Raw genomic sequence first — 25,006 nt, forward strand, 5'->3', positions numbered from 1 at the left:
TGATGCATCAGTGATGCATCACTGCGCCTCGGCGGCCGCCTCCGCCTGTTCCTCCAGCACCTGGTCGCTCCATTCCTCCTCGTAGGCATGGGAGGCCGTACCGGATGCGCTGAGCGCATCGGCGAAGGCGACCTGCTCGGCCTCCGGTACCTGCTCCGTCCGGAACGTGCGGCTCACGGCGAACACGGCCAGCGGCAGGTACATCAGCGCGATGAACAGATACAGTGTCGGCGCGCTGGTCGCCGACATCAGCAGCGACGCGACGACGGGCCCCACCGTCGCGCCGGCGCCGTAGGCCAGCAGCAGGCCGGCCGAGACGGCCACGAAATCGTCCGGGTCCGCGTGATCGTTGGAGTGGGCCACCGAGATCGGATAGATGGTGAACGAAGCGCTGCCCCACAGGAAACTGAGGAAGTAGAGCAGCAGGTTGCCGGCACCGGCGCCGGTCGCCAGCCAGATGACGACGCTGACGGCCGCGCCGAAGGCCGCGACGCCGGCGATGACACGGCGCCGATCGATCCGGTCCGACAGGCCGCCGAAAGGAAACTGGCCGGCTGCGCCGCCGATGAGTGCCGCACTCATGAAGGTGGCCGTGCGCGAGACGTCCAGCGCATCGCCCGCCGCCACCAGCGGCGCGAGCGACCAGAAGGCGCCGTTGCCGAGCCCCGAGGCCAGCGTGCCCGCGACACCGGAAGGCGACACGCGCCACAGGCCGCGCAGATTGATCACAGTGACTTCGGGCAGCCGCGGTGTCGGCGATCGGGTCAGCGCCACCGGGATCGCGGCCAGCGACACCAGCGTGGCGATGACGGCGAACAGCTCCACGCCGGACGGGTCGTAGGCACGGAGCAGCTCCTGACCCAGCGCCATGGCGCCGAAGCTGATGAAAATATAGGTGGAGAAGACGATCCCCCGGTTCTCGTTGCTCGCGCGCTCGTTCAGCCAGCTCTCGATCACGATGTAGAGCACGGCGAAACAGAATCCCGTGGCGGCACGGAAGAAGAACCAGGCGACCGGATCGACCCACAGCGCCTGGAGGAGGGGCACGGCCGAGGCCATCGCGGTCATCGCCGCGAACGCACGCACATGGCCCACCATGCGGATCAGGCTGCCGCCCTGCAGACAGCCGACGGTGAAGCCGAGGAAATAGCTGGCGCCGATCAGGCCCACCGACAGCTGGGTGAAGGCCTCGGCGCCGGCCCGGAACGGGACCAGCACCGCCTGCAGCCCGTTGCCGACGAGCATGAGGGCGACGCCGAGCAGCAGCGCCGCCAGCGGTGCGAGGGTATGTCTCATGAACCGATGGCGCGCCGGACGGTGTCGCCGAGGAAGCCACGGCAGGCTGCCCCGATCAGCGACGACACGTCGATGGCATTCGTGTCGTGCGCGATCGTATTGCACGAGACCACCCGGCCGGCGCCTGCCGCACGCAGGTCCGCCACCGCGCCGTCGGCGAAGACCGGGTGGATGGCGATGCAGACCGGCTGCGGCCCGCCGTGGCCGTTCACCCGCGCGACCGCCTCCGCCATGGTGCGGCCGCTGGAGATGATGTCGTCCAGGATCACGGGCTGACGGCCGTCGTGAGCGAGGAGCTCGGGCTCGCTCACCGAGACGTCCCGGTCGCCGCGCCGCACCTTCTCCAGGACGATGAAGGGCGCGCCTGCCACCGCGGCCACCGCCTCCACCCACTGGCGGCTCTCGCTGTCCGGACCGATGAGCACGGGTTCCGCCACATTCTCCCGCACCCAGGCGCCGATGGCCGGCGCGGCGTGCACGCAGACCGCCGGTATGGTGTAGAGCTCCGCGAGGGCGGCGTAACGGTGCAGGTGGGGGTCCACGGTGACCAGGCCGTCGAAATGCGCGGAGAGCAGAGCGGCGTAGTAGCGCGACGTGACGCCCTCGCCTTCGCGGAAGCGGCTGTCCTGGCGCATGTACGGCAGGTACGGCGCCACCAGCAGGACGCGGGCGGCGCCCAGATCGCGCAGCGTCGCGGCCGTGAGCAGGGTCCGCAGGGTCGCCTCGTCCGGCGGCTGCAGGCCGGCGCACAGGATGACGTCGGCGCCGGCGCAGGGGGTGGCCACCCGCAGGTAGGCCTCGCCGTCCGGGAAGCGCCGGGTGTCGAGTTCTCCCCTCGTGGCACCGGTGGCCGCGACGATCGCGGCGACCATTGCCTCGACCGCCGTCTCGACGGTTTCGTCAGCCTCGTCGGCGTGGGGGCGGCTCCCGCCAAGATTGAATACGAGGGTGTTCATGGGTCAGCCGACAGCGTAATCACATCCGGATGCGCACGAAAGTACTCCAGCGCATATTCCAGTTCCCCCGGGCTCTCCGCATGCACCGTCATGAGCACGTCGCCGCGGCGCACCCGGTCGCCGATCCGCGCACACAGCCCGAGGCCTGCCGCCTTGTCCGCCGGCGCGCCGGCCAGCTTCGCCAGCCGGGCCGCCTTGCGGTTGTCGATGGCGTCGACGACACCCTCATGCTCGCTGAAGACATCGTAATGATAAGCCGCCCGCGGCGGCTCGCGCAGCCCGCCCTGCCTCTCGCAGATGCGCTGGAAGCGCGTCCAGGCGCGGCCGGAGTCCAGCAGCTCCGTTGCCCGCGCCACCGCGTCCTCCGCGCGGGCCCGGCCGGACAGCCGCAGGATGCCGGCCGCGAGTTGCAGCGCCCGCTGACGGAGATCGGCGGGCGCGTCGGGCTCGCCGCGCAGCACCGAGAGCACGTCGCGCGCCTCCAGGGCGGGGCCGATGCCGCGTCCGATCGGCTGGCTGCCGTCGCCCACGTCGATGTGCAGGGCGAGGCCGAGGGTCCCGGCGACGGCGTGGAAGTGGCCGGAGAGCCGCTCGGCGGCGGCGAGGCTGCGCACCTTCGCCGTCGGTCCCACCGGCATGTCGATCACCACGTGGGTGGAACCCGCGGCCACCTTCTTGGAGAGGACGGAGGCCACCAGCTGGCCCTCGCTGTCGAGGTCGAGGGCCCGCTCCACCCGGATCAGGATGTCGTCCGCCGGGCTGAGGCTGGCGGAACCGCCCCACGCAAGGCAGGCGCCCTCGCTTTCCACGACCCGGCGCATCTCGTCCAGTCCGAGGTCGACCCGGGTCAGCGTCTCCATCGTGTCCGCCGTGCCCGCGGGCGAGGTGATGGCCCGGGACGACGTCTTCGGCATCGTGAGTCCCGCCTCGGCCGCGATCGCCACCACGATGGGCGTGGTGCGGTTGCCGGGCAGGCCGCCGACGCTGTGCTTGTCCATGATCGGTGATCCGGGCCAGGTCAGGCGCTCGCCGGCCCTGACCATGGCCCGGGTGAGGTGCACGATCTCCTCGCGGGTCAGCCGTTCGCCGGAGCAGGCGGCGACGAAGGCGGCGAGCTGCACGTCCATGTAGCGGCCGGCGACCACGTCGTCGATGATGCGCTCGAACTGCCCGGCGTCCAGCTCGGCGCCGTAGACCTTGGCCCGCACGTGCGCGAGAGACTCCACCGGCCGCGGGTGGTGCAGGACCAGCGTCTCACCGTCGGCCAGGCCGAGACGCCGCCACGCCGCTTCCGACAGTCCGGCCTGGCCGGCCCTCAGCAGCCCGGACTCCACGATCATGAGCGTGGCGATGATGGACGCCGTGCCGGTGTCCACGCGCACCTGGGACATGGCCTGGAAGCCCTCGGAGCGGGCCACTTCGGAGTCCCGGCGCAGGAACAGCACCGGCTCGTGCCGGGTATCGACGCCCAGGCGCACGGCCTGCAGCCGGACACCATGCTCCCCGCCGCCGCTCACCCGCGGCCACCGAGCTCGATCTTCTGCCCGCGCTGGACGCACGTGACCGCCGCGCCGAAATGCGTCTCCAGCTCGCCGGCGAGGGCGTCCATGGCATCCGGCTCACCGTGTACCAGGGCGACCGGCGGCCGGCCCCGGAAAGCGCCGTACCAGTCGGCCAGCCCCCTTTGGTCGGCATGGGCCGAGAGTCCGCCGACGGTGTGGACGGTCGCGGCCACCCGTACGCTCTGCCCCAGCAGCTTCACGCGCCGGGCACCGTCGACGAGCAGGCGGCCGGTGGTGCCCGCGGCCTGGAAGCCGACGATGATCACGTGGCACTCCTCGCGCCACAGGTTGTGCAGCAGGTGGTGGCGGATGCGCCCACCGGTGCACATGCCGCTGCCGGCGATGATGATCGCCCCGGAGCGCATCGAGTTCAGTGCCCGGGAGTCGTCCGCCGTGCGGGAGAACGCCAGGTTGGGCAGTGCGGACTCGTGGTCCCGGCCGCTCCAGAAGCGGCCGGCTTCCCGATCGTAGAGCTCGGGGTAACGGCCGTAGATGGCGGTGGCGCGGATCGCGAGCGGGCTGTCCAGGAAGATGCGCCAGCGCTCGAGCTTCGCCTCCTCGAAATGGCGCGCGAGCCAGTAGAGTATGAGCTGGCTGCGCCCCACGGCGAAGGCGGGGATCAGAATGTTGCCCTCCCGCTCGCTGGCGCTGGCCACGATGTCGATGATCTCGTCCCGGGTGTCGTCCCAGGTGCGGTGGCGGCGATCGCCGTAGGTCGATTCGAGGATCACCAGGTCGGCCTCGTCCAGCCGCTCCGGGTCGCGCAGGATCGGCGCGTCCCGGTGCCCGAGGTCGCCGCTGAAGACCACCCGACTGCGTTCGCCGCCCTCCTCGAGCTCCAGCGAGACGACGGCGGAGCCGAGGATGTGTCCGGCGTCGTGCAGGGTCAGCCGGACGCCGGGACAGATATCGGCCGGCTGCCCGTAGGCGACGTCGCGGAACTGTTTCATCACCGCCTCGGCATCGTCCTGCGTGTACAGCGGCTCCCGGGGCGGCAGGCCGGCGCGCGCCCGGCGCCGGTTCTCCCACTCCGTGTCCTTCTCGCTGATGAAGGCGCTGTCGCGGAGCATGATGCGGCACAGGTCCCGGGTGGCGCGGTGGGTGTAGACGGGCCCGTCGAAGCCCTGCCGGGCGAGCAGCGGCAGGCGTCCCGAATGATCGATGTGGGCATGACTCAGGACGACCGCGTCGATCTCGGCGGGCACGAAGGGGAACGGCTCCCGGTTGCGATCCTCGTCGGCGCGCCGCCCCTGGATCAGCCCGCAGTCCAGCAATATCCGCCGTCCGCCCACGTGCACGAGATGGCAGGAACCGGTGACCTCACGCGCCGCGCCGCAGAACTCGATGTGCATGCCGAATCCTTGCGTTCCCGTTCTCTTCGCCTATTACAGGTCATCCCGGCGGCGGGCCGCATCGGGGATTGCCGCAGCGGCTCCGGCGACGCTCCCCGGCTATAGCCGCTTTCCACGATTTACCCGCCTGGATGACAGTATTTCAATGACTTACGGTAGCAGGCGATGCCGAAATCGTGACCCGTGCGGCGACATGCGCCCCACGGCCGGGGTATGATGGTTGTTCAACGAGACTGACTGAAGGTAGGGGAACATGGCAGCCAGCCGCAGACTGCTCGAGCGGGCGATGGACGAGGCCAACAGCTACGCCGACTGGCGCGAGGCCGCGATCAGCCACGACAAACTGACGGGCATGGATCAGTGGCGGGCGGTGGAGAAGACCAGCCTGTACGACTACCACTCCATCCGTCAGCGGCTCGACACGCTGCGCGAGTTGCGCGCCAGCAAGGACGACCACGGCCTGCTGTTCACCCTGAACGAGGGCATCCACGGCAACATGGCCGGGATGGGCAAGACGGCGCTGTACAAGCGCGCGAAGTTCGGCACCAAGCAGCTCATCGAGGAATACGTCGACGAGATCGTGGATGCGCTCCACTATCTGTCCAAGCTGCGCTCCAACAAGATCAGCTTCGAGGAACGGCTGGATTTCTTCCGTCGGGCGGATCACTGCTTCGGCCGCTCGGCGCTCATGCTCTCGGGCGGCGCCGTACTCGGCCACTTCCACGTGGGCGTGGTCAAGGCCATGCTGGAGGAGGATGTGCTGCCCTCCGTGGTCTCCGGCTCCAGCGCCGGTTCGCTGATCGCCGGCGTGCTCGGCACCCACTCCACCGCCGAGCTGCACGAGATGTTCGACCCGCGCAACCTGCTGATGGAGGCGCGCCAGGAGGTGAGCTGGCTCGGTCGCCTGATGTCGCCCACCACGCCGAACATGGACGTGCACGACGTCGAGGACACCGTCGACCGGCTGATCCCCGATCTCACCTTCCAGGAAGCCTACGAGCTCACCGGGCGCAAGATCAACATCTCCGTGGCGCCGGCCGAGGTGCATCAGACCTCCCGCCTGCTGAACGCGATCACCTCGCCGAACGTCTACATCCGCAAGGCCGTGATGGCCTCCTGTGCCGTGCCCGGAATCTATCCGCCCGTGATCCTCGAGGCGAAGAACAAGAACGGCCGCCGCCAGCCCTATCTGCCCCAGCGGCGCTGGGTGGACGGCTCCGTGAGCGAGGACCTGCCGGCGAAGCGCCTGGCCCGCCTGTACGGCGTGAACCACTACGTGGCGAGCCAGACCAATCCGGTGGTGCTGTGGTTCATCCAGGACCCGAAGGAGGAGCAGAGCCTGCTGTCCACGGGCCTGCATCTCGGTTTCCGGACCTACCAGGAGTGGCTGCGCTCCACCCACTGGATCACCCAGCGCCTGACCAAACCGGTGCCGCGCCTGCAGATCCTGGCCAACATGTTCTACTCGGTGGCCACCCAGACCTACACCGGCGACATCAACATCATGCCCCGCTATCGCACCTTCAATCCGACCAAGCTGCTGACGCCGCCCACGGAGAAGGAGCTGATGTTCTACATCAAGGAGGGCGAGCGGGCCACGTTCCCGAAGATCGAGCGTCTGCGCACGGCGTCCAAGATCAGCCGGGCGCTGGACCAGATCCTCAACCGCTACGAGCGCCGCGCGCTGCGCGAAGCGCACCGGATCAGCGCCAGAAACGCGTCCGTGCCCTTCGGCGAGCGGAGGATCAGCGCGGCCTGACCGCCGCTCTCCCGGCCGGCCGCCTCAACCGACGAACAGCCACGCGCAATAGCCGACGTAGCCGGCCAGGAGCATTGCGCCTTCGGCACGGGTCAGGCGCGAGCCCGTGTACATGAAGCCGAGCGCGACGACGGACACCACCAGCATGATGCCGAGATCAACGGCACCCACGCCGCCCCGCTCGATCGGCGTCACCAGTGCCGCGATGCCCGGGATGGCCAGGGCGTTGAAAATGTTGGAGCCGATGATGTTGCCGGTGGCCATCGCCGCCTGACCGCGGACGGCCCCCACCACGGAGGTGGCCAGCTCGGGCATGCTGGTGCCGGCAGCCATCACCGTCAGCCCGACCACGGCCGGCGCAACGCCGAGCGTCAGCGCCAGCGCCGCACCGCCTTTCACGAACAGCGAGCCGCCGGCGAGCAGCAGTGCGAGTCCGGCGGCGAACAGCACGACGGCCACGGCCGTGGAGCGCACGGCCCCCTGGATATCGTCCGCGAGTCCCGCCGCCACGTGGCGCGAGCGCAGCGAGGCCACGGTGTAAATCACGATGGCGGCGGTGAGCAGCAGCCCGTCCAGTCGTGACAGCCGGCCATTCGCCAGCAGCACCACCAGAGCCACGGCGGCCGCGATCATCACCGGGCCCGCGCCCCGGATCAGCCCGCGGTCGACGCCGGCCGGCCGCAGGACGGCCACGGCGCCGAGGATCAGCGCCAGGTTGCAGATGTTCGAGCCCACGACGTTGCCCACGGCGATGCCGCCGTAGCCGGCCAGCGCCGCGTCGACGGAGACCACGAGTTCCGGCGCGCTGGTGCCGAAGGCCACCACCGTGAGGCCGATGACCAGGGACGAGAGACCGAAGCGCTCGCCGAGAGAGACGGCGCCCTTGATCAGCATCTCGGCGCCGGCGACCAGGAGGAGCAGGCCTCCTCCGAGCTGCAGCAACATCGTGATAGCGTGAAGCTCCTTCGCAAGAATGCCGCACCACCATAACCGATCCGTCGCGGATCCGCCGTCGGGCTTTCGCCCTCCGGACGCGCGGGCTAAGCTCTGGCCTCCCGGGGAGTGACCCGGCAGAACCAGGCAGGCCAGGAGAAGCCGATGAGCACAAAAGCGCCCGAACTGATCGACCGCAGCAGACTGTTCGGCGGCTACACCAACACCTACCGGCATGCCTCCGAGGCGTGCGGCTGCCCCATGCGGTTCACGCTCTACCTGCCGCCGCAGGCGGAATCCGAACCCGTGCCCGTGCTCTACTGGCTCTCCGGCCTGACCTGCACGGAGGAGAACTTCACCATCAAGTCAGGCGCGCAGCGCTACGCCGCGGAACTCGGACTCGCGCTGGTGGCGCCCGATACCAGCCCCCGCGGGCTCGGGCTGCCGGGCGAGGACACCGACTGGGACCTGGGCACAGGCGCCGGTTTCTACGTGAACGCCACCGAGGCGCCGTGGGCCGGCCACTACAACATGTACGACTATGTCGCCTGCGAGCTGCCGGCACTGGTCGAATCAGCCTTCCCCGTGATCCCGGATCGCCGCTCCGTCAGCGGCCATTCCATGGGCGGCCACGGCGCCCTGATCGTGGCGCTGAAGAACCCCGGCATGTTCCGCTCGGTGTCGGCCTTCGCGCCCATCTGCGCGCCGATGGACTGCCCCTGGGGCCGGAAGGCCTTCGGTCACTACCTGGGCGAGGACCGGAGCACCTGGGAGCCCTGGGATGCTACCCGGCTGATCCGGCGGGGCGGCAACGACATCCCCCTGCTGGTGGATCAGGGCGACGCCGACGACTTCCTCGACGAGCAGCTGAAGCCCGGCCTGCTGCAGGAGGCCTGTGAGGCGGCCGGGCATCCGCTGACGCTGCGCCTGCAGCCCGGCTACGACCACGGCTACTTCTTCGTCTCCACCTTCATCGGCGAGCATCTGGAATATCACGCCGACGCACTGAAGCGCAGCTGAACACGGCACCTCCGTCGGGATCCCTCGTCGATCCCGACCGTGGCGCCCGACTCCCTAGCTCTGCAGATACATCGGCCGCTCCCTGCCAATCTGCAAGTCCCGTCCGGCGACGAGTTGCTGCTTCAGCCTGTCGGCCAGGAACTTCGTACTCTCCATCGTCAGCCGCAGCATGTCGGACACCAGCGCGTCCTCGTTCAGCTGCCACTCGCAGTACGCCCAGAAATACCTTCGGTAGGCATTCTCGTATCTGGCCAGCAGGTGACTGCCGGCGGGATCATTGCAAAAGGTGCTGAGTCTGACTGCCGTAACGCTGCTCGTGGCCGCGAGTTGATACCGGAAGTGCTCCGTGAGCACGCAATTGCGGAAGTCCCTGGGACCGTAGAAAAGCTGGAAAAGACGTTCTCTCGCCGGGCCCCGGACACGTTTTTCGCGCAGCGTCTCGAACAGCGCGCGCCGATGAACGAGATCCATCTCGGCACGGCGCAGGACTCCGATGGCAGGCCCCCACCGGCCCGCCGCTGCAACGGGCTCAAGCAGTCTCGCGTGGCTTGCTTCCCACGCGGAGAACTTGCGGCAGTCGTAGGCGACTGCCTCCGCGACATGGCCCCACCGCCCGTCCCGCGACGCTATCGCAGCAAACAGTCCCTTTTCCGACTCCTCCATGAGCCGGCGATGGAGACGGGTACGGTAGACGAGCATCCTGCAAATCTCCTGGAGACTCTTATGGGCCTCCTTGACCCATAAAGATACTCTCCAGCTGCCGTCAGGCAAGCGAAACGCCCGTTAACGGCATCGCCGGTCGCCGCCGGTGACCGCTCATGGCTCACGCTGCGCTTCCGATATTTGTCACAAGGCACTGATCTTCGAAGGGAGGGAACCATCGCAGGGCCGGTATCGCCGGGATGAGTCCGTTGCGACTGCACGACCGCTCACGGCGGCCACGGATCGGCAGCAAGCCGGAATCCGCGCAAATAAGCCGGCTCGCGACGAGCCATGTGCCGTGTCAGGTGTGCCGTGTCAGGTGACCGGCGGATCCGTCGTGGCCGGGAAATCGTCCGCGCAGTCCCCGTACTCGATCTCGATGGTGGAGTGGTCGATGCCGTATTGCTGGTGCAGCCGGCGCTTGATGACGCGTATGACTGCCGCGGGATCGCCGTTGTCGTCCTCCAGCGTCACGTGCATCGTCAGCATGAGGCGGGCCGGCGTGAGGCTCCACACGTGGAGGTGGTGGACGTCGCACACGCCCGGCACGGAGTCCGCAAGTTCCCGGCGCATCCGCGGGACGTCGAGCCACTCCGGCGTGCCCTCCAGCAGGATGTGGGCCGAGCGCTTCACCAGGCTCCAGGCGCTGCGCAGTATCAGTGCCGCCACCACCAGCGACAACAGCGGATCGATGGGCATCCAGCCCGTGCCGAGAATGACCACACCGGCAATGATGGCGGCCACGGAACCCAGCAGGTCTCCCAGCACGTGCAGCAGCGCCCCCTGCATATTCAGGTTTTCCCGGCTGCCGCCGTGCAGCACGAAGAATACGAGCAGGTTCACGGCCAGGCCGATGGCGGCGATCACCAGCATCAGGCCGGCAGTGACGTCGACCGGGGTGAACAGGCGCTCGAAGGCCTCCACCACGATCCAGCCGACGATGCCGATCAGCGTGAGTCCGTTGACGAGGGCGGCCACGATCTGGAAGCGGTGATAGCCGAAGCTGCGTTTGGCATCGGCCGGCCGCGCCGCCATCCGCGCCGCCATCCACGCGAGGGCGAGTGCCATGGCATCGGTGACCATGTGGCCGGCATCGGCGATCAGCGCCAGCGAACCCGCTGCGATGCCGCCGACCAGTTCGACCACCGCGAAACCGCCGGTCAGCGCGAGCGCGAGGGCCAGCCGCCTGGAGTCGGACTTCTCTTCCCGGTGTGCGTCACCGGCGTGGGTGTGACTGTGCGTGTGCATGGGATCCGTATCGCTCCGCGGCGCAGCGTGCCACGAACCGGGCCGCCGCGGGGAGGACGTTATAGCATCCGGCCCTGCTCAGGCCAGCTTGCGGGCCAGATCCGGTCCCGGCTGCTCGAGGCGGACGTGGCCGACGGCGGCCAGCGCGTGCACCCCTTCCTGCAGACCCTGGAACAACGCGTCCGCGCTCCCCGCCCAGTGCTCGCCATGGATGCCGAACCAGGAGTTACGCAGTTCCTTGGCCCGGTACATCGCGATGTCGGCGATGCCGAGCACCTGCTCCCAGCTCACGAGATCCGGCTGCGCGCCCAGGAACGGGTAGCTCGCGAAGCCCACCGAGCACGTGGTATGGGCCACCTCGCCGTTGCCGAGTTCGAACACGTGGCTCTCGATGCGAGAGCGGATCCGCTCGGCGAGGGACGAGACCTCGCTGCTGGTCGCTTCCCGGCCGATCACCAGGAACTCGTCGCCGCCCCAGCGGATGACGACATCCGACGACCGGCAGGCACCGATGAGCACGTCGCGCACCTCGAGCAACATGCGGTCGCCGGCCACGTGCCCGTGGGCATCGTTTACGGGCTTGAAGTGGTCCAGGTCGACCATCAGGAAGACGATGTCGTTGTTCCGGTCGAGGCCGCCGCCGCGGCTGCCGCCGTCGTGCTGGCGCTGCACCAGGTCGATGTCGTCCGAGATCTGCTCGAACAGATAACGGCGGTTCCTGAGGCCGGTGAGCGCATCGGTATGACTCGCCTCGTGCAGTTTGGCGTTCGCCAGCTGCAGCTCTGCGTTCCGGTCGGCCAGGTCGCGGGTGCGGCTGCGCACCTGCGCCTCCAGCCGGCGGCAGTACTCGGTCTCCTGGTAGAGTTCCCGCTCCCGCACGCGGTGCACCCAGACACCGGCCGCGACCAGGCAGGCGAGCCAGGGCAGCCGCAGCTCCCAGCCGAACCAGGGCGCGTCGGCCAGCAGCAGCGGCAGCGCCGCGGCCAGCCCCAGCAGAGTCATCGTCGCGGTCCGGCGCACCGCAATCAGCCGGTGTTACGCAGCGCGAAGCGGCTGCGGATGGTGGCGAGATCGATCACGGCGCCCTCCGGTGTGCGGCCGAGATGGGCCGCCAGGAAGGCGGGCACGTCGTCCACGCGCAGCGGCTCGGCGAAGAAGAACCCCTGCAGCGCGTGGCAGCCGCGCTCGCGCAGGAAATCGATCTGCTCCACCGTCTCAACGCCTTCGGCGATGACGGCGAGGCCGAGCTCACGGGACATGGCGATGATGGCCGAGCACACCGAGCGCTGGGCCGTGTCGGCCTGGCACTGCTCCACGAAGGAACGGTCGATCTTGATGGCCTTGACCGGATACTGGATCAGCCGGCCGAGGGAGGAATGCCCGACGCCGAAGTCGTCGATCACGATGCCGACGCCCAGCGCCTTGAGCTTCTGCAGCATCACGGCGGCCTGCTTCTCGCGCATCAGCATGGTCTCGGTGAGCTCCAGCTCGAGCTGCGCGGGCGCGAGTCCGGACGCCTCCAGCGCGCCGTGGACCACCCGGGGCAGGTCCTCGCGGCAGAACTCCTGCTCGGAGAGGTTGACCGATACCGGCGGCATCGTCTCCCACGTCTCGGCCCAGTAAGCGGCATGGGCGCAGGCGGCGTGCAGCACCCATTTGCCGATGGGCCGCATCAGGCCGGTCGCCTCGGCGAGCGGGATGAGTTCCCGCAGGGACACCGCGCCCCGCACCGGATGCTGCCAGCGCAGCAGCGCCTCCAGACCGGCCACCCGACCCGTCTCGAGATCGATGCGCGGCAGGTATCGCAATTCCAGCTGGTCCCGCTCGATGGCGAGGCGAAGCTCGTCCTTCAGATCCAGCCGGCGCAGCGCACGCTGGCGCATGGTGTCGGAGTAGAACTCCTGGCCCGCGTCGCCGCCCATGCGCGCCTCGTCCAGCGCCGCCCGGGCACTGTGCAACAGCCCCTGCGCGTCGCTGCCGTCCGCCGGGTAGAGGGCGATGCCGATGCTGGGCGTGACCTCGAGCTGATGCCCCTGATAGCTGACCGGGTCGGCGAACGCTGCGCGTATGCGGCCGGCGACCTGTGCCACCGTGCCGCGGTCGTCCACGTCGCGCAGCACGACGACGAATTCGTCGCCGCCGATGCGCGCAAGCTCCGTGGCACCGCCCTCTCCCGGCCGGGTCCGCTGCACGGCGTCGGCGTCGCGCAGGCAGCGCTCGAGGCGGCTGCCGACGACCCGCAGGATGGCGTCGCCGACCGCCCGCCCCAGGGTCTCGTTGATGCGCGTGAAGCGGTCGAGATCGACGCTCATCACCGCCAGACCGCGCCCGAGGCGGCCCGCGTCTTCGATCATCGCGTCCAGCCGGCCGAGGAAAGCCGTCCGCCCGGGCAGGCCGGTCAGCGTATCCGGCCCGCCCCCGGCGGCGCGGCCCGCGACGGCCATGTCGGTCACGTTGCGCGTGATCGCCATCACCCGGTCGCGGCCCTGGGTCAGCAGGCGCATCTCGTAGCGCTGTTTCTCGCCGGCGCTGCCGAGCTCGAATTCGAAGTTGCACGGTCCGCGGCTCGACAGCGTGCGCCGGATATTGCGCACGATCAGCGCCGCCACATCCCGGGGCAGCACCTCGGAAAGCCGGCGTCGGGCGAGCCGCTCCGGCCGGAGCAGCGGGTCCTTCTCGCCGCCGCCGAGATACTCCCGCACCATTCCGTCCTCGCCCAGCACGAAGAACGTGTCCGGTACCGCGTGCAGGATGCGCGCATCGGCCATGAGCGCGGGCTGCATGCCGGTCAGGGTGCGTCCGGTGTCGCCGTGGGAACGGAACCGTTCCCGCAGGAAGACGTGATCGACGGGCTTGATGAACACCGCGGTGGCGCCGGCGGCGTAGAGGCGGTGCAGCGCCTCGCGGCCGTCGCCATCCGTCAGGGCGATCAGTGGCACGTGTTCCAGCCGCACGCGGCTGCGGACACGCCGGCACCAGTCTTCCGTGCGCTCGCCCGCATCCACGACGATCAGCGCGGGCGGCTCTTCCGGGAAACGGCCGGCCCGTGTCGACGCCGCAGGGATCTCGACGACGTGGAAGCCCTCTTCTTCGAGCGCCGCCATGACGAGGTCCCGGGTCTCGCCCCGCGAGGCGATCACCAGCGCCTGGCAGTCGTCGCCGCCGGTCGCGTATCCGTTTTCCCGGGTCCAGGATTGCATTATGTAAAGCCGCTGCGGCTCCCGCGTATTGAACTGGTATCGAGACAGAGACTAGCGCTTCGCAACGGCTACATTGTTGAGCCAGTTCACGATTGGGCGACGCGCCGCCGGGGTCGTGGAATCCCCCGATATCCCTGCGCCTCGGGGACCCGGTATGTAGGGTTCTGAGGGGGCAGCATTCCTCCCCGTGGGCCCGCAGAATCCCCGATGAACGAAAGCAGCCGCGATCTGACCCGCCCGGCGGATCTTCGCCACGACGCCCTGACCGGGCCGAGGCGGGAGCGCCGCCCGGTGTACGTGGATCTGCTGCCGCCGTGCAATGCCGCCTGCCCGGCCGGGGAGAACATCCAGGCCTGGCTGGGGGCCGCCCAGGCCGGCGACTACGAGTCCGCGTGGCGGACCCTGGTGGCGGACAACCCGCTGCCGGCGGTGCACGGCCGGGTGTGCTACCACCCCTGCGAGGACCACTGCAACCGCACGCCCATCGACCAGGCGGTGAGCATCCATGCCGTGGAGCGTTACCTGGGCGACCGGGCGCTGGCGGAGGGCTGGCAGGCGGCAGCGCACGCCGGGGAAACGGGCCGGCGGGTGCTGGTCGTGGGTGCCGGACCGAGCGGTCTGTCCGCTGCCTGGCACCTGCGCCGCGCCGGTCATGCGGTGGAGATCCGTGACGCGGGGCCCGTAGCCGGGGGCATGATGCACGTCGGCATCCCGGCCTACCGGCTGCCACGCGACGTGCTGGAGGCCGAGATCGCGCGGATCGAGGCCGTGGGCGTCGTCATCACCCTGGACCACAAGGTGGAGGACCTGGAACGGGAACGGGCCGAGGGCGGCTTCGACGCCGTCTTCGTCGCGGTAGGCGCCCACCTCAGCAAACGCATCGACATACCGGCCCGGGACGCCGGCAGGGTCATGGACGCCGTGACCTTCCTGCGCGACGTCGACAGCGGCCGCGCGCCGCGGCTGGGCCGGCGCATCGCGGTCTACGGCGGCGGCAATACCGCGATGGACGCGGCCCGGGTGGCGCGCCGACTGGGCGCGGACGAGGCGCTGATCGTCTACCGGCGCGACCGCGAGCACATGCCGGCGCATGCCTTCGAGGCGGCGGACGCCGAGGAGGAAGGCATCCGCATCAACTGGCTGCGCTCCATCCGCGAGCTGGAGTCCACCCACATGACGGTGGAGGTGATGGAACTGGATGAGAACGGCCGTCCGCGCCCCACCGGCGAGACGGAGACCCTCGAGGCGGACAGCCTCATCCTCGCCCTCGGGCAGGACACCGATACGGGCTTCCTGCGTGCCGTGGAAGGTATCGAATTCCACAAGGACGGCACCGTCGTGGTGGACGAACGGATGATGACCGGCCACGAGGGCATTTTCGCCGGCGGCGACATGGTGCCCTCCGAGCGCACCGTCACCGTGGGCGTGGGGCACGGCAAGAAAGCGGCCCGCCACATAGACGCATGGCTGCGCGGCGAGCGCCACGAACCGGCACCGAAGCACCCGGTGGTGACGCGGGACATGCTCCGCCTGAGCCTCTACCAGGGTACCTTCGCGCAGCCGGAACCGAAGCGCGCGGCGGCGACCCGGGCGGAGGATTTCGGCGAGGTCGTCTCCACCATCACGGAACCGGAGGCCAGGCACGAGGCGGCGCGCTGCCTGTCCTGCGGCAACTGTTACGAGTGCGACGGCTGCCTCGCCGCCTGCCCCGAGGACGCCGTCATCAAGCTCGGGCCCGGCAAGCGCTACCGCTTCGACTACACCCTGTGTACCGGCTGCGCCACCTGCTTCGAACAGTGTCCCTGCCACGCCATCGAGATGATCCCGGAGCCCGGCCTTGAGCGCTGAAAACGGACAGCAGGCGGTGACCACCCTCGACGGCAACGAGGCCTGCGCGCGCATCGCCTATCGCCTCAGCGAGATCTGCGTGATCTATCCCATCACGCCCTCCTCGCCCATGGGCGAGCTGGCCGACCAGTGGTCGAATGCCGGCCTTCAGAACATCTGGGGCGACGTGCCCTCGGTGGTGGAGATGCAGAGCGAGGCGGGGGCGGCCGGCGCCGTGCACGGCGTGCTGCAGACCGGCGCCCTGGCGACCACGTTCACGGCCTCCCAGGGCCTGCTGCTGATGATCCCCAACATGTACAAGATCGCCGGCGAACTGACGCCCACCGTCTTCCACGTGGCGGCGCGCTCGGTGGCCGGTCAGGCGTTGTCGATCTTCGGCGACCACCAGGACGTTATGGCGACCCGCCCGACCGGATTCGCCCAGCTCGCCTCCGCCTCGGTGCAGGAGGCCCAGGATCTCGCGCTGATCGCCCATGCCGCGACGCTGGAGACCCGGGTGCCGTTCCTGCACTTCTTCGACGGCTTCCGCACCTCCCACGAGATGAACACGCTCGCGCTGCTGCCCGACGCCGTGCTGTCCGCCATGGTGCCGGAGGAACTCGTGATGGCCCACCGCGGGCGGGCCCTCGATCCGGACGCCCCGGTGCTGCGCGGCACCGCCCAGAATCCGGACGTCTACTTCCAGGCCCGGGAGGCGGCGAACCCCTGGTACGCGGCCGTCCCGGCCGCCGTCGCCGGGGCCATGGAACGCTTCGCGGCGCTGACGGGCCGCCACTACCGCCTGTTCGACTACACGGGCGACCCGGAGGCCGAACGGGTGATCGTCCTGATGGGCTCGGGCGCCGGCACGGCGGCCGAGACGGTGGAGCACCTGAACGCCCGCGGCGAGAAGGTGGGGCTGCTGCAGGTCCGCCTGTTCCGGCCCTTCGACGCCGCAGCCATGCGCTCGGCGCTGCCGCCCACCGTGCGCCGGATCGCCGTACTGGACCGCACCAAGGAGCCTGGCTCGCTGGCGGAACCGCTGTGCCTCGACGTCACCGCCGCGCTGAGCAACGGCTGCGTCGGCGCTCACCCTGGCGCCGGCAACGGGCCGCTGGTGATCGGCGGGCGCTACGGCCTGTCGTCGAAGGAGTTCACGCCCGCCATGGTCCGGGCCGTCTTCGACAACCTGGCCGCCGACGAGCCGAAGCGGGGTTTCACGGTCGGCATCAACGACGACGTGAGCGGCACGAGTCTGCCCGTGCCGGCGGACTTCCGTCTCGAGCGCGGCGAGACATTCCAGGCGGTGTTCCACGGACTCGGCGCCGACGGCACCGTCAGCGCGAACAAGAACACCATCAAGATCATCGGCAGCCGGCCGGGCACCTACGCCCAGGGTTACTTCGTCTACGACTCCAAGAAGGCCGGCTCGCGGACCGTGTCCCATCTGCGCTTCGGGCCGCACCCCATCCGCTCTACCTGCCTGATCGAGGAGGCGGATTTCGTCGCCTGCCACCAGTTCGATTTCCTGCGTACCGGCGACGTGCTGGCGCTGGCCCGGCGCCGGGCCAGGGTGCTGCTGAACGCCCCGGGGCCCGCTGACGGGATCTGGGCGCAGCTGCCCCGCTCGGTACAGCGGGAGATCCTCGACAAGGACCTGGACGTGTGGGCGATCGACGCCTACCGGGTGGCCCGGGAGGCCGGGCTGGGGCGGCGCATCAACACGATCATGCAGACGTGTTTCTTCCAGCTCATGGGCATCATGCCCGCGGAGGAGGCCATCGCGCAGATCAAGGAGGCCATCGGCAGGAGTTACCGCCGCAAGGGCCCGGATGTGGTCGAGCAGAACTACGCGGCGGTGGACCGGGCCATCGCCAACCTGGCGCCGGTGCCGCCCGGCGACGTCACGGCCACGTCCGACCGGCGGCCGCCCGTGCCGGAAGATGCGCCGGAGTTCGTGCGCCGCGTCACCGGCCCGCTGCTCGCCGGCCGCGGCGACGCGCTGCCCGTGAGCGCCCTGCCCGCGGACGGCACCTGGCCGACCGGCACCGCCGCCTGGGAGAAACGCAACATCGCCGATTTCGTACCTGAGTGGGACCCGGAGATCTGCATCCAGTGCGGCCAGTGCGGCGTCGTCTGCCCCCACGGCGTCATCCGGGCGAAGTTCTTCGACGACGAGGGACTGGCTGACGCACCGGACGGCTTCCCCAGCGCACCGGTCTCCGCGCGGGGCTTCCCGGACACCCGCTATACGCTGCAGGTCTACGCCGAGGACTGCACCGGGTGTGCGCTGTGCGTGGATGCCTGCCCGGCGCGGAATATCGAGCGTCCCGCCGAGCGCGCCATCAACATGCGCCCGAAGCCAGCGGACCTCGAGCCGGTGCGCGCACACCTCGCCTGGTTCGAACGGCTGCCCGACGTGGACCGGGGCCATGTGGACTTCTCCAACATCCGCGGCGTGCAGTATCTGCCGCCCCTGTTCGAGTTCTCCGGCGCCTGCGCCGGCTGCGGCGAGACGCCCTACCTGAAACTGCTGTCCCAGCTGTTCGGCGACCGGGCGGTGATCGCCAATGCCACCGGCTGCTCGTCCATCTACGGCGGCAATCTGCCGACCACGCCCTGGGCGAAGAATCACGAAGGCCGCGGGCCCGCCTGGTCGAACTCGCTGTTCGAGGACAATGCGGAGTTCGGCCTCGGGTTCCGGCTGAGCGCGGACCAGCACCGCCGTCACGCGGAGCTGCTGCTGCGCAAACTGGCCCCCCGGCTGGAGCCGGACCTGGTGGACGGGCTACTCGACGCGGTGCAGGACGAGGAGTCCGAGATCCGCGAACAGCGCCACCGCGTGGCCGCGCTGCGGGAAGCCCTGGGCCGCATGGACGACCCCCGCGCGACGCGCCTTGCCTCGCTGGCCCGCCATCTGGTCAGGCACAGCATCTGGCTCGTCGGCGGCGACGGCTGGGCCTACGACATCGGCTACGGCGGCCTCGACCACGTGCTCTCGCTGGAGCGCGACGTGAACGTGCTGGTGCTCGACACCGAGGTCTACTCCAACACCGGCGGCCAGGCGTCGAAATCCACGCCGACGGCCGCGGTGGCGAAGTTCGCCGCCGGCGGCAAGAGCGTGGCGAAGAAGGACCTGGCGCTGCAGGCCATCGCCTACGGCCACGTCTACGTTGCCCGCGTCGCCCTCGGCGCCAACCCGCAGCAGACGCTGCTCGCCTTCCGCGAGGCGGAACGCTATCCGGGGCCCTCCCTGATACTCGCCTACAGCCACTGCATCGCCCACGGTATCAACATGGAGCACGGCCTCAGGCAGCAGAAGCTCGCGGTCAGCTGCGGGCACTGGCCGCTGATGCGCTACAACCCGCTACTGGCCGAGCAGGGCCAGGAGCCCTTCCTGCTGGACTCGCCCAGGCCGACGAAGCGCTTCCGCGACTACGCCAGCCGGGAGATGCGCTACCGGGTGCTGGAGGCCAGCGACCCGGACCGCGCCGAGTGGCTGATGACCCGGGCGCAGGAACACATCGACCGGCACTGGCGCATCTACGAGGAGATGGCCGGCCGCGGCACCGAGGCCAACCCGTATCGCCACCTCGCCGCCGGCGACAGCCCCGGAGGGAAACCGGCATGAAACTCAGAACGACCTATCTCGGCCTCGAACTCGAACACCCCGTCGTCGCGTCGGCCTCGCCGCTGTCGCAGACACTCGACGGCGTCCGTCGTCTCGAGGACGCCGGCGCCGCCGCGGTCGTCATCCACTCCCTGTTCGAGGAGCAGATCCGCCACGAGGCGGCGGCCCAGGCCCATCTGATGGATGCCGGCAGCGAGAGCTTCGGCGAGGCGCTCAGCTATTTCCCCGACCTGGGCGGCGCCGAGATCGGGCCGCAGCAGTACCTCGAGCACATCCGCCGCTGCCGCGAGGCCACCGGCATCCCGATCATCGCCAGCCTGAACGGCGCGAGCCCCGAGGGCTGGACCGACTACGCGCGGCTCATCGAGGACGCCGGCGCGCATGCGCTGGAACTGAATCTCTACTATCTGCCGGCCGATCCGGCGGAATGCGGGGCCGACGTGGAGCGCCGCTATCTGCAGACGGTGCACCTGGTGCGCGAGGCGGTCTCGATCCCGCTGGCGGTGAAGGTGGGCCCCTGGTTCAGCTCGTTCGGACACATGGCGCTGCAGCTGGAATCCGCCGGCGCGGACGGCCTGGTGCTGTTCAACCGCTTCTATCAGCCGGACTTCGACATCGAGAAGCTGGAGGTGGAGCCCACGCTGGAGCTGAGCCGCTCCGGCGAGATCCGCCAGGGCCTGTTCTGGCTGGCCCTGCTGCACGGCCGGCTGCAGGGATCGCTTGCCGCCACCAGCGGGGTGACCAGCGCGGCCGAGGTGGCGAAGTACCTGCTCGCCGGCGCTCACGTGGTCATGACCGCCTCGGCACTGCTGCGCCTCGGCCCGCCCTATCTCGCCAGTCTCCGCGACGGCCTGGCGGACTGGATGGAGGCCCGGGGGTACGAGGACGTGGAGCAGGTGCGCGGCGCCATGAGCCACGGGCGCGTGGCCGAACCGGCCGCCTTCGAGCGGGCCAACTACCTGCGGGTGCTGGACAGCTACCAGAACCGCTGGGGCTGAGCCGCCGGCCCGGTCATCGGGCTGCAACATCGGCCGGGCAGTCTTGATGACGGCGCGGGCTGCGGTATCCTCCTGCGCTTGCCGATGGCTGACAGAAGGACTCCGGACCGTGAGACTCGCCACCCTCCTCGCCGCCGCACTGATCGCGCTTGTTGCCGGTTGCGCCACGAGCCCCGACCGACCCTCCGATGCCGGGCAGGACGCCGGCGCGCAACCGCCGCAGCTGGTGATCCTCGTGGTGCTGGACCAGTTCGGCGACTGGGTGCTGGCCGAGCACCTGCCGCTGCTGCCGCCGGACAGCCTGCTGCGGCGCGCCTGGGCCGAGGGAGCCCGCCACTCGGTGGACCTGCGCTACGCCAACACGGCCACCGCGGCCGGGCATGCCACCCTGGTCACGGGAGTCGCCCCGGCGGTGCACGGCGCCTTCGCCAATGCGGTACACCACCCCGTCCGGGGCCGCCTGCCCATCGTCGACGACGGCGTGCATCGGGTGATCGGCAACCCGGAGAGCCACGCCAGCCCGGCGGCGCTCAGGGTCGACACCGCCGGCGACCGGCTGCACGAGGCTACCGGCGGGGAAGCCGTGATCGTCGGCGTCTCCATGAAGGCGCGGGCCGCCATCCTCGCCACCGGCCGCTCTGCCGATCTCGCCGTCTTCTACGACGACGACATCCCGGCGATGACCACGTCCGCCTGGTACCGGCCGGACGGCAGCCTCCCGGACTGGCTCGCGGCGTTCAACGCCGACCAGCCCGTGGAGCGTACCTTCACCACCTGGCAGCGGCAGGCCGACAGCCCCTGCGCGCAGGACGACGCGCCCGGCGAGGGGCCGTTCGTCGGCTGGAACAACGTATTTCCCTACGACCCCGCCGATTCACAGAAACCCGACAAGGCCTTCGGTTACTCCGCGGCCTCCACCCCCTGGTTCTTCGCGGCGGCGCGGGCTGCGATCGGGGCCGAGGGGATGGGCGAGGACGACGTCCCGGACCTGCTCGTGCTGGGCGTCTCCGGCACCGACCGCATCGGCCACGTGTGGGGCGCCACCTCCTGCGAGTACGTGGACAACCTGCTGCGCACGGACAGGGAACTCACCGCGCTGGCCCGCTCCCTGCCCGAGGAGATGCGGGTGACCTTCGTCATCACGGCCGACCACGGCGTCGCGCGGCTGCCGGAGCAGACCGGCGAACCCGGCGGGCGTCTACCCAGCGAGACGATCATCGCCACCGCCCGTGAGGCCGCCCGGGCGGCGCTGGGCGAGGGCGACTGGATCGCCGGTTACCAGTCTTCCAGCCTCTATTTCACCGCCGCCGGCGACGCCCGTGGCGCCGAGCTCTCCGCGGCCGTGGCCGCAGCGCTCGCGGATCTGCCGGGCATCGAGCGGGTCTATGCATTCCGCGACCGCGCGGCACTGGCGACAAGCGAGAGCACGGTCGACCGGCTGGCCGCGGCCTCCATGCCCGAAGGCGTGGACGCCGACCTGCTGGTGGTACCCGCCACCGGCTGGTTCAATGCGGTCTACGACGTCCCCGGCGGCGGCGCCAACCACGGCACGCCCTGGGACTACGACCGCCGGGTGCCCGTGCTGATGTGGGGCCACGGCATCGAGCGGGTAGCCGGCGACGAGGTGGCGGACGCCCGCCGGGTGGCGGCCACGCTCACCGCCATTCTCGGCGTTCCCGCCCCGGAGGGCGCGGCACAGCCACCGCTGGCCGGCGTCAGGGACGGCGCCGCCAGATAAAGGAAGGGGCGGCCGCAGCCGCCCCTCCCGCCTCGTTCCGAATCCGGAGATCAGGCGACCTTGACGGTGTGGGGCTTAGTGGCCTTCACCTTCGGCAGGGTGATCTCGAGGATGCCCTTCTTCAGATCGGCCTTCGCCTTGTCGCCCTCCACTTCTACCGGCAGGTAGATGGTACGGGCGATCCGGCCGTAGGCCATCTCGTTGCGGAAGTAGGCTTCCTCTTTCTCCTCTTCCTTGTACTCGCGCCTGGCCTCGATCGTCAGGCGATCGCCGTTGATCGTGATGTCGAGGTCGTCTTTCTCCACGCCGGGCAGTTCGGCGCGGACCCGCAGGGTCTCGCCCTTGTCGACGACGTCCACTCTCGGGAAACCCTCGAAGGCCGTCTCCAACTCGCTCCAGAACGGCCGTCTCCAGGCATGGGGCTCCATGAACCCTTCCATCCAGCGGCGGGGGAACAGGTTCTCGAAGAACTCGTCCATGCCGTGGGTGAACGGCCGGACTGCCCGTGCAGTGCCCTGCTCGGTGTCTTTGCGCGGTTTGATATCACGTACGTTGGCCATTGTTCACCTCCTGTATTCGTTGTTGCCGGGCGTTCCTGCCCGGTCATCCATGAATATGGGACGGTGCCGACGGCGACCAAATCCGTGAGTTTCCGGATTGTCGACCGGACCGCTAAGGACTAGATTGGAACAGCTGTCGGCCTGTAAATGGGCAGACCGGACCCGCAGACCGAACGGTCAGCCGGAGTTTCTGCTGACCTTGCCGCGCAACAGGTCGCGCCGGCTGACGGCGTGGCCGGGCGCCGCCTTCTCGCTGCCGGGTTTCGCCAGCAGACTCTCCAGCACCTGCTCGGCGATGTTCTTCGCCGCCTCGTGATCGGGCACGCCGATGACGTTGGTGAACACGGGGGCCGCCAGGAAGACTTCGTCCTCCCCCGTCTCCTCATCTTCCGGCCGGTTGGCCGTGAAGCGGATGGTCTCGGCGGGCAGATGCCAGTCGCTCTGGTCGCCCTGGTCCACGCCCGACCAGTCGTCCTCCTCGCCGGGCAGCAGGATCAGGTTGATGAACCAGGGGGTGATGAGGATGCCCAGGCGATGGCCTTCCCAGTCCCGGAAGCCTACCGCCTCCGTGGACAGCCGCTCGTTGTAGAACGGCAGATCGCGCATGCGCGGCTCCGCCTCGCGGAAACGATCGATCAGCCGCTCGAGCGCCGGATCAGTCACGGCCGACCCGCCTCACTCGCTCACGGGCAGAAACTTGTCCCGCTCCGTCTCGCACTGGGGACAGCACCAATGGTCTGGCAGCGCGGTGAAGGGCGTGCCGGGCGGGATCTGTTCCACGTCGTCGCCCTCCGCGGGATCGTAGATGTACCAGCAGATACGACACTCCATGCGGGTGTCGGCGCCGATGCGGCCTTCCATCGCCTCTCCCATGTCTCTCCCTGCGGCAGTCTGCCGCGCTCAGTCGTCGGTCCAGTAGGCCTCGAGCAGCTGCGCCAGGCGCTTGCTCGAGTCGCGGATATCTTCCGGCGCCGCCGCAACCACGTGGGGCAGGTCGGTGATCTCGAGCGAGTTCAGGATCATCTTGGCCATCGAGTTGAAATAGCGCACCCACCAGACGTCGCGTACCCGCGTTGCCGAGATGATGCAGTGGCCGTAGCCGCGGGACAGGATGTCCACGGGCCCCTTGCCGAGGGTCTCGTCCAGGAACACGAGATCCTCGTCCGACATGGGCAGCAGCGAGAGGTTGATGACGTGGGTCTCGTCGCCGGGCGTGCGGCTGGCGACCCGGTCGGCGATCTCCGTGAGGATTGCCGGGGCGTTCAGCGCGCCCGGCGGCGCCTCCCCGCCGGCGATGTCCTCGGGCGCCCTGTCGCGGCCGAGTTCGCCCAGGCGAGCGAGGAAAGGCGCCTCGGCCACTTCCAGCAGGTCGTGGGTGACCTTGCCTTCCTCGTTCAGATAGAAAGTGCGCCAGACGCCGGCCAGCACCGACTCCTGGGTCTGGGACAGGAAATCGCCGGTGAATTTCACCGCGACCTCACCCTCGCCGAGAACCTGGTTGACCAGTTCACGGTTCTCGGGGTCCAGGGCGGAGATGTCGGCCAGAGCCGCCTTGCCCGGCTCCCAGTCGTCCAGCGTGCGCTGCAGCCAGTCCATCGTCGCGCGCGCGCCGGTGAGGTTCTCCACCGACTCGGGGTCGGGTATGGAGGGCGGCTCGTACATGGCCATGCCGCGGGGCAGGTCGATGTACTGGAGCTCGGCACCGTCGCTCTCGGTCGGCTGGCTGCCGGGGCCGATCGCCACGACAGGTATGTCTCTGATATTCATCTGTAATTCCCCCAGTCGATCTGCGTGCGGTTCAGGCCGTCACGACCGGGATCTTGAATCCCGGCGGACGCCGCGGCTCGGAGCGCAGTATCTCGTTGATCTCGTCGAGATACTCCTGCCAGTTGCGGATGCGCGAGATGGTGCCGAGCCAGCCGCCCTCACGGACGAAGACCAGCGAAGGCCACTCGCGGAAACCGTATTTCCGCTGCAGCTCCTTCTCCGCCTCCTTCTCCACGACGGCCGGCCGCAGCCTGCCGTCGTAGGCCGAGACGATCTCCGGCAGCACCACGGCCACGTCGACGGTCTCGCCGAACTTCTTCGGCTCGCCCGCGAAGAACAGGACGCTCACGGCAGGATCGGCCACGAACGCGTCGTGGTCCTCGAGGCCGACGGTCGGGTAGCCGAACTCGTCGATCAACCGCTGGATCAGCGGATGGTTCAGGGTCTCTCCCACTGA

Annotated in this window: 20 protein-coding genes; 6 read left to right on the plus strand and 14 right to left on the minus strand. The window is 69.5% G+C overall.

From position 1 onward, the window contains the following. Positions 1–18: 18 nt before the first annotated feature. Genes ACJMK0_RS11255 through ACJMK0_RS11270 form a run of 4 tightly spaced genes read right to left on the minus strand, consistent with a single transcriptional unit; the run spans position 19 to position 5,166 of the window. Positions 19–1,296 carry an MFS transporter gene (locus ACJMK0_RS11255; RefSeq protein WP_405238443.1) on the minus strand — a complete coding sequence of 426 codons (1,278 nt, stop codon included), beginning with the start codon at positions 1,294–1,296 and terminating at the stop codon, positions 19–21. After that, positions 1,293–2,252, minus strand: coding sequence for a ribose-phosphate diphosphokinase (locus tag ACJMK0_RS11260; RefSeq protein ID WP_405238445.1), 960 nt, complete (start codon positions 2,250–2,252; stop codon positions 1,293–1,295). The genes ACJMK0_RS11255 and ACJMK0_RS11260 overlap by 4 nt, the downstream gene beginning before the upstream one ends. Beyond that, on the minus strand, positions 2,249–3,769 hold the full coding sequence (locus tag ACJMK0_RS11265) for a thymidine phosphorylase family protein (RefSeq protein WP_405238447.1): 1,521 nt from the start codon (positions 3,767–3,769) through the stop codon (positions 2,249–2,251). The genes ACJMK0_RS11260 and ACJMK0_RS11265 overlap by 4 nt, the downstream gene beginning before the upstream one ends. Then, positions 3,766–5,166 (minus strand): MBL fold metallo-hydrolase RNA specificity domain-containing protein, encoded by a 1,401-nt coding sequence (locus ACJMK0_RS11270; protein ID WP_405238449.1) that lies wholly within the window; start codon positions 5,164–5,166, stop codon positions 3,766–3,768. The genes ACJMK0_RS11265 and ACJMK0_RS11270 overlap by 4 nt, the downstream gene beginning before the upstream one ends. A gap of 253 nt (positions 5,167–5,419) precedes the next feature. Here ACJMK0_RS11270 and ACJMK0_RS11275 point away from each other — a divergent pair, with 253 nt between their 5' ends. Next, entirely contained in the window at positions 5,420–6,925 is a 1,506-nt protein-coding gene (locus tag ACJMK0_RS11275; RefSeq protein ID WP_405238451.1) for a DUF3336 domain-containing protein, read from the plus strand. Between the two features lie 24 nt (positions 6,926–6,949). Here the strand turns inward: ACJMK0_RS11275 and ACJMK0_RS11280 are convergent, their stop codons facing one another. Further along, complete coding sequence (locus ACJMK0_RS11280) at positions 6,950–7,870, minus strand: calcium/sodium antiporter (protein WP_405238453.1); 921 nt, start codon at positions 7,868–7,870, stop codon at positions 6,950–6,952. 153 nt (positions 7,871–8,023) lie between these two features. On the opposite strand from ACJMK0_RS11280, the gene fghA reads away from it, so the two are divergent. Continuing rightward, positions 8,024–8,878, plus strand: coding sequence for an S-formylglutathione hydrolase (gene fghA / locus ACJMK0_RS11285; protein WP_405238455.1), 855 nt, complete (start codon positions 8,024–8,026; stop codon positions 8,876–8,878). A gap of 54 nt (positions 8,879–8,932) precedes the next feature. Here fghA and ACJMK0_RS11290 read toward each other — a convergent pair whose 3' ends face one another. The 4 genes from ACJMK0_RS11290 to ACJMK0_RS11305 form a co-directional block, all read right to left on the minus strand. After that, complete coding sequence (locus ACJMK0_RS11290; protein ID WP_405238457.1) at positions 8,933–9,577, minus strand: hypothetical protein; 645 nt, start codon at positions 9,575–9,577, stop codon at positions 8,933–8,935. Positions 9,578–9,895: 318 nt separating this feature from the next. After that, entirely contained in the window at positions 9,896–10,828 is a 933-nt protein-coding gene (locus ACJMK0_RS11295) for a cation diffusion facilitator family transporter (RefSeq protein ID WP_405238459.1), read from the minus strand. Positions 10,829–10,906: 78 nt separating this feature from the next. Next, positions 10,907–11,830 carry a GGDEF domain-containing protein gene (locus ACJMK0_RS11300; RefSeq protein ID WP_405238461.1) on the minus strand — a complete coding sequence of 308 codons (924 nt, stop codon included), beginning with the start codon at positions 11,828–11,830 and terminating at the stop codon, positions 10,907–10,909. A 23-nt stretch (positions 11,831–11,853) separates the two neighbouring features. After that, positions 11,854–14,028 carry a putative bifunctional diguanylate cyclase/phosphodiesterase gene (locus ACJMK0_RS11305; RefSeq protein WP_405238463.1) on the minus strand — a complete coding sequence of 725 codons (2,175 nt, stop codon included), beginning with the start codon at positions 14,026–14,028 and terminating at the stop codon, positions 11,854–11,856. Positions 14,029–14,235: 207 nt separating this feature from the next. Here ACJMK0_RS11305 and ACJMK0_RS11310 point away from each other — a divergent pair, with 207 nt between their 5' ends. The 4 genes from ACJMK0_RS11310 to ACJMK0_RS11325 all read left to right on the plus strand — a co-directional run bounded on the left by ACJMK0_RS11310 (position 14,236) and on the right by ACJMK0_RS11325 (position 22,222). Next, a complete protein-coding gene (locus ACJMK0_RS11310) occupies positions 14,236–15,876 on the plus strand; it encodes an NAD(P)-binding protein (RefSeq protein ID WP_405238465.1) in 1,641 nt (546 codons plus the stop codon). Continuing rightward, the gene (gene nifJ / locus ACJMK0_RS11315; RefSeq protein WP_405238467.1) at positions 15,866–19,486 is read left to right on the plus strand and encodes a pyruvate:ferredoxin (flavodoxin) oxidoreductase; all 3,621 of its coding nucleotides are present in this window, start codon (positions 15,866–15,868) and stop codon (positions 19,484–19,486) included. The genes ACJMK0_RS11310 and nifJ overlap by 11 nt, the downstream gene beginning before the upstream one ends. Beyond that, positions 19,483–20,484 (plus strand): dihydroorotate dehydrogenase-like protein, encoded by a 1,002-nt coding sequence (locus ACJMK0_RS11320; RefSeq protein ID WP_405238469.1) that lies wholly within the window; start codon positions 19,483–19,485, stop codon positions 20,482–20,484. The genes nifJ and ACJMK0_RS11320 overlap by 4 nt, the downstream gene beginning before the upstream one ends. A gap of 109 nt (positions 20,485–20,593) precedes the next feature. Then, positions 20,594–22,222, plus strand: coding sequence for an alkaline phosphatase family protein (locus tag ACJMK0_RS11325; RefSeq protein WP_405238471.1), 1,629 nt, complete (start codon positions 20,594–20,596; stop codon positions 22,220–22,222). A gap of 50 nt (positions 22,223–22,272) precedes the next feature. Here ACJMK0_RS11325 and ACJMK0_RS11330 read toward each other — a convergent pair whose 3' ends face one another. The 5 genes from ACJMK0_RS11330 to ACJMK0_RS11350 form a co-directional block, all read right to left on the minus strand. Beyond that, complete coding sequence (locus ACJMK0_RS11330; RefSeq protein ID WP_405238473.1) at positions 22,273–22,782, minus strand: Hsp20/alpha crystallin family protein; 510 nt, start codon at positions 22,780–22,782, stop codon at positions 22,273–22,275. Positions 22,783–22,959: 177 nt separating this feature from the next. Next, positions 22,960–23,445 (minus strand): [NiFe]-hydrogenase assembly chaperone HybE, encoded by a 486-nt coding sequence (gene hybE / locus ACJMK0_RS11335; RefSeq protein ID WP_405238475.1) that lies wholly within the window; start codon positions 23,443–23,445, stop codon positions 22,960–22,962. Between the two features lie 12 nt (positions 23,446–23,457). Then, positions 23,458–23,655 (minus strand): rubredoxin, encoded by a 198-nt coding sequence (locus ACJMK0_RS11340; RefSeq protein WP_405238476.1) that lies wholly within the window; start codon positions 23,653–23,655, stop codon positions 23,458–23,460. A 27-nt stretch (positions 23,656–23,682) separates the two neighbouring features. Further along, positions 23,683–24,549 (minus strand): hydrogenase expression/formation protein, encoded by an 867-nt coding sequence (locus tag ACJMK0_RS11345; RefSeq protein ID WP_405238478.1) that lies wholly within the window; start codon positions 24,547–24,549, stop codon positions 23,683–23,685. Positions 24,550–24,580: 31 nt separating this feature from the next. Further along, positions 24,581–25,003 carry a thioredoxin domain-containing protein gene (locus ACJMK0_RS11350; RefSeq protein WP_405238480.1) on the minus strand — a complete coding sequence of 141 codons (423 nt, stop codon included), beginning with the start codon at positions 25,001–25,003 and terminating at the stop codon, positions 24,581–24,583. Positions 25,004–25,006 lie beyond the last annotated feature (3 nt).

The sequence above is a fragment of the Lentisalinibacter orientalis genome, assembly GCF_040706535.1.
GTDB lineage: Bacteria > Pseudomonadota > Gammaproteobacteria > Steroidobacterales > Woeseiaceae > Lentisalinibacter > Lentisalinibacter orientalis.

Excerpts from the sequence above, each read along its gene's own strand:
- ACJMK0_RS11255 (WP_405238443.1), bottom strand. The coding sequence starts at position 1,296 with ATGAGACATACCCTCGCACCGCTGGCGGCGCTGCTGCTCGGCGTCGCC.
- ACJMK0_RS11260 (WP_405238445.1), bottom strand. The coding sequence starts at position 2,252 with ATGAACACCCTCGTATTCAATCTTGGCGGGAGCCGCCCCCACGCCGAC.
- ACJMK0_RS11270 (WP_405238449.1), bottom strand. The coding sequence starts at position 5,166 with ATGCACATCGAGTTCTGCGGCGCGGCGCGTGAGGTCACCGGTTCCTGC.
- ACJMK0_RS11275 (WP_405238451.1), top strand. The coding sequence starts at position 5,420 with ATGGCAGCCAGCCGCAGACTGCTCGAGCGGGCGATGGACGAGGCCAAC.
- ACJMK0_RS11280 (WP_405238453.1), bottom strand. The coding sequence starts at position 7,870 with ATGTTGCTGCAGCTCGGAGGAGGCCTGCTCCTCCTGGTCGCCGGCGCC.
- fghA (WP_405238455.1), top strand. The coding sequence starts at position 8,024 with ATGAGCACAAAAGCGCCCGAACTGATCGACCGCAGCAGACTGTTCGGC.
- ACJMK0_RS11290 (WP_405238457.1), bottom strand. The coding sequence starts at position 9,577 with ATGCTCGTCTACCGTACCCGTCTCCATCGCCGGCTCATGGAGGAGTCG.
- ACJMK0_RS11295 (WP_405238459.1), bottom strand. The coding sequence starts at position 10,828 with ATGCACACGCACAGTCACACCCACGCCGGTGACGCACACCGGGAAGAG.
- ACJMK0_RS11300 (WP_405238461.1), bottom strand. The coding sequence starts at position 11,830 with ATGACTCTGCTGGGGCTGGCCGCGGCGCTGCCGCTGCTGCTGGCCGAC.
- ACJMK0_RS11305 (WP_405238463.1), bottom strand. The coding sequence starts at position 14,028 with ATGCAATCCTGGACCCGGGAAAACGGATACGCGACCGGCGGCGACGAC.
- ACJMK0_RS11310 (WP_405238465.1), top strand. The coding sequence starts at position 14,236 with ATGAACGAAAGCAGCCGCGATCTGACCCGCCCGGCGGATCTTCGCCAC.
- ACJMK0_RS11320 (WP_405238469.1), top strand. The coding sequence starts at position 19,483 with ATGAAACTCAGAACGACCTATCTCGGCCTCGAACTCGAACACCCCGTC.
- ACJMK0_RS11330 (WP_405238473.1), bottom strand. The coding sequence starts at position 22,782 with ATGGCCAACGTACGTGATATCAAACCGCGCAAAGACACCGAGCAGGGC.
- ACJMK0_RS11340 (WP_405238476.1), bottom strand. The coding sequence starts at position 23,655 with ATGGGAGAGGCGATGGAAGGCCGCATCGGCGCCGACACCCGCATGGAG.
- ACJMK0_RS11345 (WP_405238478.1), bottom strand. The coding sequence starts at position 24,549 with ATGAATATCAGAGACATACCTGTCGTGGCGATCGGCCCCGGCAGCCAG.